Origin of the sequence: Aphanothece microscopica RSMan92, from assembly GCF_046613545.2 — a bacterium.
In the GTDB taxonomy this organism is placed as follows: domain Bacteria; phylum Cyanobacteriota; class Cyanobacteriia; order PCC-6307; family Cyanobiaceae; genus NIES-981.
The window spans coordinates 1-8788 of the sequence record NZ_JBKKKY020000090.1 but is presented as its reverse complement, the minus strand read 5'-3'; the positions used below and the strand labels follow the sequence as shown (position 1 = coordinate 8788).

Below are 8788 nucleotides of genomic sequence, written 5' to 3'. Positions count from 1 at the left end.
ACCGCCGCCGGCACCCTGCCCCAGCTGGGTCTGCAATGGACGGAGCGCCAGGACCTCTCCCTCGTCCTGATCGGCCTGGCGGTGCTGGTCAACCTGGCGCTGGCGACCCTGGCCCGCACCCAGACCATCGCCGCGCTGCACGTGGTGGTCAACCTGGTGCCGCTGGCGATCGTCCCCCAGTCGGGCCTCACCCTGGTCATCGCCACCCTGGTGTGCCTGCTGGGCAGCCGCCTGCCGGGGGGCCGGCGCTGGAACGCCCATCAACTGGTGGTGACCTGGGCCTATGCCCTGTACCACCTCGCCTGGGTGGTGCGAAGCCAACCCTTCCTGGACGACGACGACGCCAGCCTGCGGCTCCTCGGTGCGCTCAGCGCCGTGCTGGTGTTCGGAGGCGGGATCCTGCTCCAGCACCAGCCCCGCTGGCTCTCCCCCCGCCTGCAGCCCCTTCCCCTGGCGGTGTTGATCAGCCAGGGGGGCGCCCTGGGGCTGGCCCTGCTGCTCTACCCCCGGCAGGCGGTGCTGCGGGCCACGGTGCTCGGCCTCGGCGCCCTCACGGCCCTGCTGCTGGCGCGGCGCTCCCGCCGCAACGGCTGGGCGTGGCTGGAGCTCGCCGACAGCCTCGGGGCCCAGGGCTTCGCGGTGGCGGCCGTGTTCAGCCTGCAGCCCCTGATCGCCGACCTGCCGCTCCTGTTGCTGGTGCTGCAGGCGGAAAGCCTCGCCTTCCTGTGGCTGGGGGTGGTGGAGCAGGCCCCCTGGATTCGTCGCCTCGGCTGGGCCTTGAGCGGTCTGAGCGCCGCCGCGCTCACCACCCTGACGCTGCTCCAGGCTCTGGCGGGCCGCCTGGACCTGCAGCTGCCGGGCTTTGCCGCCTCCCCAGCGCAGACCACCTCGGTGCTGCTGATCGCGGCCCTGCTGCTGGCCGGGAGCCAGGAACTGCTGCACCGGCGGGAGGTGCCGCTGCCGCTGCCGCCCCTGCTGGGCTGGCTGGCCGGGCCGCCGCTGTGGGTGGCGATCGGCCTGACCAGTGCGCCGGCCTGGCGGCCGGCCCTGCTGCTGGGGGTGATCGGCGGGTTGCTGCTGCTGGCCCGTCGCTGGCAGACCCCCGGCCTGCGGGGGGGGCTGAATGGCGCCGTGGTGGCCCTGCATGCCCAGTTCTGGCTGTGGGTGCTGGTGGCGGGACCCTGGTCCTGGCCCACCCTGCTGCCGCGACTGCTGCCCCTCACCCTGCTGGCCCTGCTGCTGCTGGCCAACCGGCAGGCCACGGCCTGCCGGCGACTGGGCTGGGGCCTGCTGCAGGGCACCGCTGCCGTGCTGACCCTCGCCACCATCGGGCTGCGCCTGGTCGGCACCTCCTTCCCGGCGCTCCAGCCCAACGCCGTGGTGCTGCTGGTGGAGGCCGCTCTGTTCACCGGCCTGCCGCGGCTGCTGCTGCGCCGTGGCCTGCCGGTGCCGTGGCCGGCCACGGCTGGCTGGCTGGCTCCGGCTCTGGTGCTCACCGGCACCCTGGCAGGCCTGGCGGCACCCGCAGCGCTCTGGGGAGCCGCCGTGGCCCTGGGCCTCCTGCTGCTCCTGGCCAGACGCTGGCGCCCCGCCGGCCTGCTGGCGGGAAGCACGACGGCGGCGGGGCTGGTGCATCTGCTCAGCTGGCCGGAGCTGCTGAACGGGCAGCCCTGGGCGCCGGGAGCCCTGCTGCTGCGGCTGACCCCGCTTGCGGCCCTGGCCGTGGGCCTGCACCTCAGCGGCCGCGGCCGGGACCTCGCCGGCTCCACACCGCCCGGCCGCTGGCTGGGGCTGGATCTGCTGGGCCTGACGCTCGGCCTCGCCGCCCACCTGCTGTTCCAGCCCGTCTCGCCGCTGATCCCGGGCGTGGCCTGGCTGCTGCTGGCCCTGCTCTGGCTGGAGGCCGCGGATCGCCTGCCCGGCCGGGATGCCGCCCACGCCCTCGGGCTGGCAGGGCTCAACCTGCTGGCCTACGTCGGCGCCTATCTGCTGGTGATCAGCCAGAGTCCGGCGATCGTGGAGCTCGGGCCGCTGTCGCTGCGGGGGCGGCTGCTGATCGAGCTGCTGGCGGTGCTGGTGCTGCTCTACGGGTGGTTCTTCCGGCCACGTCCGGTCCTGGCGGAGCTGAAGCTCTGGGAGCGGCTCCAGCCCTCTCTTCTGGAGGGCTCCCTGCTGGCCACGGCGGCCCTGGTGCTCAGCGAGGTGGGGCTGCTCTGGCGACCGGTGGCCTGGTCGTTCCTGGCCCTGGTGCTGATCAGCCCCCCCCTGCGCCGGCTGTTCGCCAGTCGCCTGCAGGTCTACGCGGTGATCCTGTTCTGGTTGGGCCTGGCCACCCTGGTGGCGATGCTGGGCACGCTGCCCTCCCCGAGTCCGCACTGGGCGGCCCAGCCTCAGACGCTGGGGCTGCTGGCGATCGGCCTGCAGGTGGGCTTCATCGTGGCGGCCCACCGCTGGCTCGATCCCGACCAGCTCCGCCATCCCGGCGGGCTGGCGCTGCTGACCTGGATCGGGCGCCGGGTGGCGCCCCATCCCTTCCGCTGGCTCTACCTGCCCCTGTTCGCCGCCGTCGCGTACTACCTCGCCAGCCGCTACGACCGCTCCCTGCTCACCCTGCTGTGGGCGGCGGAAGCCTTCGGGATCTACGTGCTCGGTGCGGTGCTGCGGGAGCCCCCGTTCCGCACGATCGCCCTGATCGGCCTGGGGGCCTGCCTCGTCCGGCTGGTGGCGATCGACATGGCCCAGGCGGATCTGGGGCTGCGGGGCCTGGTGTTCGTGGGCGTCGGGGGGCTGATGCTGGCGATCAATGCGATCGCCAGCCGCTTCCGGAGCCGGTTCGAATGAAGGAGGCACCCGGCGGCAGACTCCGGCTGGGCCTGCTGGCCCTGCTGCTGCTGGGTGGCACCGGCCTGATCGCGCTGCTCTGGCAGGGCAGGCCCACCCCGCCCCTGGAGACATCCCTGGCCACCCCCTTCCAGCTGCTGGGCACACCCGGGCACCTGGTGGATCGGCTGGCCAACCGGGTGCTGCCGGTGGGCGATCTCGACGAAGAGGCCCTGGGTCAGACCCTGCACCGGCGCTACGAGAGCCAGCTGCGCCCAGGGGATCCGGACCAGCCCTATCTCGATCAGCTCATCGAGGGTCTGCGACCCGGCACCCGTCGGCCGTTCACCTACCGGGCCTACGCGATCGGCGACTGTGGCGCCGCCAACGCCCGGGCCCTGCCCGGCGGGGTGATCCTGGTGTGCCGGGAGCTGTTCAGCCTGCTCGACTCCGAGGCCGCCCTGGTGGCCGTGCTGGCCCACGAGATCGGCCATGTGGAGCTCGGCCACTGCTTCGCCCACGTGCGCTTCGAACTGCTGAGCCGCCGGCTGGGCCCCCGCAGCCTGGGCCAGCTGGCGGATGCGGCGGTGCGGGTGGTGCTGCAGCAGCCCTACAGCAAGGCGGCCGAACACGAGGCCGATGACCATGCCTACACCGTGCTGCTGGCCAGTCGCTACGACCCGGCGGCCCAGGGCCAGGCCTTCGCCGCCTTCAACCGGGCCTACGGGTCCGGCCGGCGCCGGGCCGACCTGATCCTCGATGGTCTCGCCAGCCACCCGCCCGGGGCCCTGCGCGAGGCCGAGTACAGCCAGCGGGCGGAGGCCTGGTGGCGCCGCCATCGGGGAGAGCGCCGCTACCGGGGCCGACGGAACCTCGAGAAGCGCCGCAGCCTGACCGCGTGGGAGCGGCCCGAGGAATGGGTGCGGAACGGTGGAACCACTCAGGCCACCAGATAGCCCTCGAGCATTCCGGAGCGGGAGCGGATGCCCTCGAGCGCCTTGCGCTCCAGATTGCGGGTCTTGTCGCGGCTCATGCCCAGGTTCTTGGCAATGGCGCTGAGGCTCATCGGCTCAGAGGTCTCGGCGGAATCCGGATCGATGCCGTAGCGCATCTTCAGCACCCGACCCTGCAGTTCCGGCAGCTGCTCCAGCAGCGCCCGCAGGTCCCCCTTCAGGCACTCCCCGTCCACACGCTCCTCCGGCAGCTCCCCATCCCCCGCCAGCAGATCCAGCAGCTCCGTATCCTCCCCATCCCCCACCTTCGTCTCCAGACTCACCGGCTGACGCGCACGGCACAGCAGGTCCTTCACCTCCTCCTCCGGCAGCTCCACATACCCCGCCAGCTCCGTCACCGTCGGTGTCCGGCCCAGCTCCTGGCTCAGTTCCCGCTGACCCTTCTTCAGCTTGTTCAGCGTCTCGGTGATGTGGATCGGCAGCCGGATCGTGCGGCTCTTCTCCGCAATCGCCCGCGTGATCCCCTGGCGGATCCACCAGTACGCATACGTACTGAACTTGTAACCCCGCGTCGGGTCGAACTTCTCCACACCCCGCACCAGGCCAATGGTCCCCTCCTGGATCAGGTCCAGCAGCTCCATGTTCCGCTTGGTGTACTTCTTCGCCACGCTCACCACCAGGCGCAGATTCGCCGCCACCATCCGCTCCTTCGCCCGGCGGCCCGCCTGCAGGCGCTTGCGCAGCACAGGGCCGCTCAGACCCAACGCCTTCGCCAGCTCCGCCGCACTCGGACGCGTCCCGCCCGCACGCATCGTCAGCTCCTGCTCCGTCTCCTCGATCGCCATCAGCTCCTGCACCTGGCGGCCCAGCGTGATCTCCTGCTCGTGCGTCAGCAGCGGCACCCGGCCGATGTCGCGCAGGTAGCTGCGCACCAGATCGGCACCACCAGGGAAGACGGAGCCATCGGCAGTGGCCACCGGCAGGGAAGGCATGGGGAAGGGAGTTACGAAACTGATTCGTTTCGTAACCCTATCACCACTTTCCCGTCCTCCCCCACGATGGGGTGATGGCCAGGGAGCGCCTCCAGAAACTGATCGCCGCCGCGGGGATCTGTTCGCGGCGGCGGGCCGAGGACCTGCTGCGCAGCGGGCGGGTGCGGGTCAACGGCGCCGTCGCCCAGCTCGGCGACAGGGCCGATCCGGAGCAGGGGGATGCCATCACGCTCGACGGACGTCCCCTGGCCGGGCCGGCCGAGCCGCTGCTGCTGCTGGTCAACAAACCCGTCGGCCTGCTGTCGACCTGCTCCGACCCCCATGGCCGACCCACCGTGCTGGATCTGCTCCCCGCCGACCTGCGCGAGGGCCGGGGCCTCCACCCGATCGGGCGCCTCGACGCCGACAGCCGCGGCGCCCTGCTGCTCACCAACCAGGGGGATCTGACCCTGCGGCTCAGCCACCCCCGCTATGGCCACCGCAAGCGCTACCGCGTGTGGGTGACGGGGGTCCCCTCCGCCGACACCCTCAAGCGCTGGGCGGCAGGGGTTCCGCTCGACGGCAGGCCCAGCCAGCCGGTGGCGGTGCGGGTGCTGCGCCGCAGCGGCGGGGCCACCTGCCTGGAGGTGGTGATGGGGGAGGGCCGCAACCGCCAGATCCGGCGCACGGCCGAGGGCCTCGGGCACCCCGTGCGGGATCTGCAGCGGGTGGCAATCGGCCCCCTGCGCCTGGGAAACCTGCCCGAGGGGCACTGGCGGGCCCTCGATCGCCAAGAATGGCAGGCCCTGGCCGAGCATCCCTCCTGAGCCGCCCCTCTGCCCCCCCGCGCGCGCGCTTCGGCCGGTTCTGGCGCTGGGGCCGTGGTCGCACCTCGCCCGCGGCTGACGCGGTCTCGGCAGACCCGCTGGTGTCTGCCGGCCAGCGGCTGCGCCAACGCCGCGAGGAGCGCCAGCTGACCCTGCGGGAGCTCGCCCTGGAGACCCGGATCAGCACACCCGTGCTCGAGGCCCTGGAACGGGGCTGGCGCGACCGTCTCCCCGAGGCGACCTACCTGCGCACGATGCTGCCGCTGATCGAGCGGCATCTGGATCTGGAGCCCGGCAGCCTGGAGGTGGTGCTGCCCGCCAGCCCGGCCCCCGCCGACAACCGGCGGCGGGAGGGTCTGCTGCGCCGCTTCACCCCCGGCTCGATCGACGTCTTCACCACCTGGCAGGGCACCCTGGTCTACGGGGTGCTGACCCTGGGGCTGGTGTATGGCCTCAACCTGCAGCAACAGCAGCTGGCGGCAGAAGGGCTGGTGGTGCTGCGGCCGATCCCACCGTTGCCCCCCGAGGAACAGGCCCGGCAACCCGGGGCCGAACAGGTGCTGCTGGCGATCTATCCCGACCTCCGCCCCCTCGACCGGGCGGCCGCCGGACGGGGCCTCAAGCTGCTCGGAACGGGTACCCCCCGGCAGCAGCGGGAGGAGGCCCGCGGCGAGCTGATGGTGCGGCTGGCCTCACCGGCCCAGCTGCGCCTGGAGACCGGCCGCGGCGTCACGACCGAACTGAAGGGAGCCAGTGGGGAACTGGCCCTCGAGATCAGTGGGCCCTGGACCCTGCGCCTCACCCCGGCTCCGGCCGAAGCGGACGCGGTCCGCTGGAATGGGCTCGCCGTGACGGCCAGCCCCGGGCAGCCCACCACCTACCGCCGGCCGGACCGGTAGGTGGTCGACCGGTAGGGGGTGGACCGGGCCGAACCGGGCCCACCCCGGGGGCCCATCGCAGCGGGGGCTCAGGCCCGCCGGTGGCGGCGTGCCATCTCACCGAGGCCCTTGAGGGGCCCCTCCAGGCTTGCGATCGGGCTCTGCAGCCGCCAGGTCCAGTTTCCCGAGCCGGTGCCCGGTGTGTTGAAGCGGGAGCGGTCGTCGAGTTCCAGCAGGTCCTGCACCGGCGCGATGGCCAGGTCGGCCTCCGTGGCCATGGCGGCCTCGAGAAGCTGCCAGGCCGGGGCGGTGATCGGCTCCCCCAGTGCCTGCTCCACCCGCCAGCGTTCGTCACCATCCATGGCCTGCCACCAGCCGGTGGTGGTGGCGTTGTCATGGGTGCCGGTGTAGACGACCCAGCGTCGTCCGTGGATGTTGGCCGGGAGGTAGGGATTGTCCTCGTCGCCATTGAAGGCGAACTGGAGGATCTTCATGCCGGGGAGGGAGAAACGATCCCGCAGCGCCTCGACCGGCGGGGTGATGACCCCCAGGTCCTCCGCGATCAGGGGCAGCCGCCCATCCTTCTGCAGGCGACCCTTCTGGGCGCAGCGCAGCCAGAGCAGCCCCAGCAGCACACCTCCGGGGGAGCGGCGCCAGCGGCCGTTCGTGGCCGTGGTGTCCGCGCCCGGCACACTCCAGAAGGACTCCAGGGCGCGGAAGTGGTCGAGCCGCAGCCGGTCGAACAGCGCGAACTGACGGCCGAGCCGGGCCAGCCACCAGCCGAAGCCGCTGAGCCAGTGGCGCCACCAGCGGTACACCGGGGTGCCCCAGAGCTGACCGGTGGCCGAGAAGTAGTCGGGTGGCACCCCGCTCTGCTGCTCCAGCCCCCCATCCCCGCCGAGGGAGAACAGGCCGGGGTGGCACCAGACATCGGCGCTGTCGTGGGCCACGTAGAAGGGCAGATCGCCCACCAGATCGACGTCGAGCTGCTGGGCGCGGTGACGCAGCGCTTCCCACTGGCACTGCAGATGCCACTGCAACAGGGCCTGCTCCAGCAGGGGGCCCGCCTGCTCCCGGTCAAGGCGGCGCAGAGGGGCCCGATCCCGCCGGGCCAGCGGCGCCGGCCAGAGCCACCAGGGCCGGTTGCCGTGCATCTCCCGCAGCACCATGAAGCGGCAGTGGTCCGCCAGCCAGTGGCTCTGCTGCAGGGTCCAGGAGCGGAAGGCGGCCTGCTGCGCGGGGGGCTGCTGGGGCCAGCGCCGGGCCAGGGCGGCGGCCAGCGCGGCCGTGCGGCCGGGCATCAGCGCCAGATCCACCCGCTCGCTCGATCCATGGTCGGGCAGAGCCTGCCGGTCCGCCTCGGTCAGAGCCCCCTCCGCGACCAGCCGGTCCACGTCGAGCAGCCAGGGATTGAGCGCCGAGCCGCTGGGGGAGCTGTAGGGGGAGCCGGTGCTGTCGGTCGGGGCGAGGGGCAGCAACTGCCAGACCCCGACACCATGGCGAGCCAGCAGCTCCAACCAGGCATGGGCGGCCTCGCCCAGGGTGCCGCAGGGTCCGGGGCCCGGCAGGGCGGTGGGGTGCAGCAGGACACCGCAGCGGCGACGGTTCGAACCCGAGGGGCTGCTCACGCTGCCGGCAGCCGGTAGCGGCTGATGATCCTCTTGGCGAAGGCGGGGATGTGGGCGTCGGCCTTGCCGGGGTGGTGACGCCTCACCCAGAGGGCATTGCGGGTGAAGTGGGAGTCGATCGAGAAGCGCCCATACTCCAGCCCCTGGGGACCGATGCGCTGCACGAAGAAGCCGACCAGTTCAGCCAGCCAGCGGGGGAGCCTGACCGCCCGGTCGTAGGCCTCGATGCCCTGCTGCACCGCTGCCCGCCGGTCGCCGCGGCTGGTGACCGGGGCCACCTCCAGCTCGGGCGCCACCAGATCCAGCAGCACCTGGCCCCGGGGGTTGCGGACGGTGATCCACTGGCGGCCGAAGGTCGCCCCCATGTAACCGACGACGAGATCGGCACCGGCATTGGTGTAGTCGAAGCAGCTGAGGCAGCTGGGGGCGAAGACATCCTTGAGCCTGGGGGTGTCCAGGCCGAAGAACGGCACCGTCTCGGTGCGGCCGTCGCTGTGGCGGAAGTGGATGCGGAAGTCCTGCATGAACTCGTAGTGCACCACGGTCTCCGGGGAACTGACCGTGCTCTCCAGAAACGTCTGCAGACCCTGGCGGGACACGTTGTCCACACAGGGCAGGCCGAGCACGTAGAGCTCGTCGAGCGGGAGGGTGTGCTGGACAGCCCGCAGGGCCTGGATCTGGCAGCCGACCCCGATCGCCAGCAGGCGGCGG

Annotated in this window: 7 protein-coding genes; 4 read left to right on the top strand and 3 right to left on the bottom strand. The window is 72.5% G+C overall.

Annotated elements, in window-relative coordinates:
- Positions 1 to 2841 (top strand): hypothetical protein (locus ACLD7X_RS15305; protein ID WP_411424529.1); only part of this gene is annotated, 2841 nt, incomplete at its 5' end.
- Positions 2838 to 3776: a M48 family metalloprotease gene (locus ACLD7X_RS15300; protein WP_411424528.1), complete on the top strand. Its 939-nt coding sequence runs from the start codon at positions 2838 to 2840 to the stop codon at positions 3774 to 3776. The genes ACLD7X_RS15305 and ACLD7X_RS15300, both read left to right, overlap by 4 nt.
- On the opposite strand, the gene ACLD7X_RS15295 is transcribed toward ACLD7X_RS15300, so the two are convergent.
- A complete protein-coding gene (locus ACLD7X_RS15295; RefSeq protein ID WP_412006717.1) occupies positions 3761 to 4765 on the bottom strand; it encodes an RpoD/SigA family RNA polymerase sigma factor in 1005 nt (334 codons plus the stop codon). The two genes, ACLD7X_RS15300 and ACLD7X_RS15295, sit on opposite strands and share 16 nt — an antisense overlap.
- 74 nt (positions 4766 to 4839) lie before the next feature.
- Here ACLD7X_RS15295 and ACLD7X_RS15290 point away from each other — a divergent pair, with 74 nt between their 5' ends.
- Both ACLD7X_RS15290 and ACLD7X_RS15285 read left to right on the top strand, forming a co-directional pair.
- A complete protein-coding gene (locus tag ACLD7X_RS15290; protein ID WP_411424527.1) occupies positions 4840 to 5571 on the top strand; it encodes a pseudouridine synthase in 732 nt (243 codons plus the stop codon).
- 101 nt (positions 5572 to 5672) lie between these two features.
- On the top strand, positions 5673 to 6470 hold the full coding sequence (locus ACLD7X_RS15285) for a helix-turn-helix domain-containing protein (protein WP_412006718.1): 798 nt from the start codon (positions 5673 to 5675) through the stop codon (positions 6468 to 6470).
- Positions 6471 to 6538: 68 nt separating this feature from the next.
- Here ACLD7X_RS15285 and malQ read toward each other — a convergent pair whose 3' ends face one another.
- Positions 6539 to 8077: a 4-alpha-glucanotransferase gene (gene malQ, locus ACLD7X_RS15280; protein ID WP_411424525.1), complete on the bottom strand. Its 1539-nt coding sequence runs from the start codon at positions 8075 to 8077 to the stop codon at positions 6539 to 6541.
- A partial coding sequence (locus ACLD7X_RS15275) for a Coenzyme F420 hydrogenase/dehydrogenase, beta subunit C-terminal domain (protein WP_411424524.1) occupies positions 8074 to 8788 on the bottom strand: 715 nt, incomplete at its 5' end. The genes ACLD7X_RS15275 and malQ, both read right to left, overlap by 4 nt.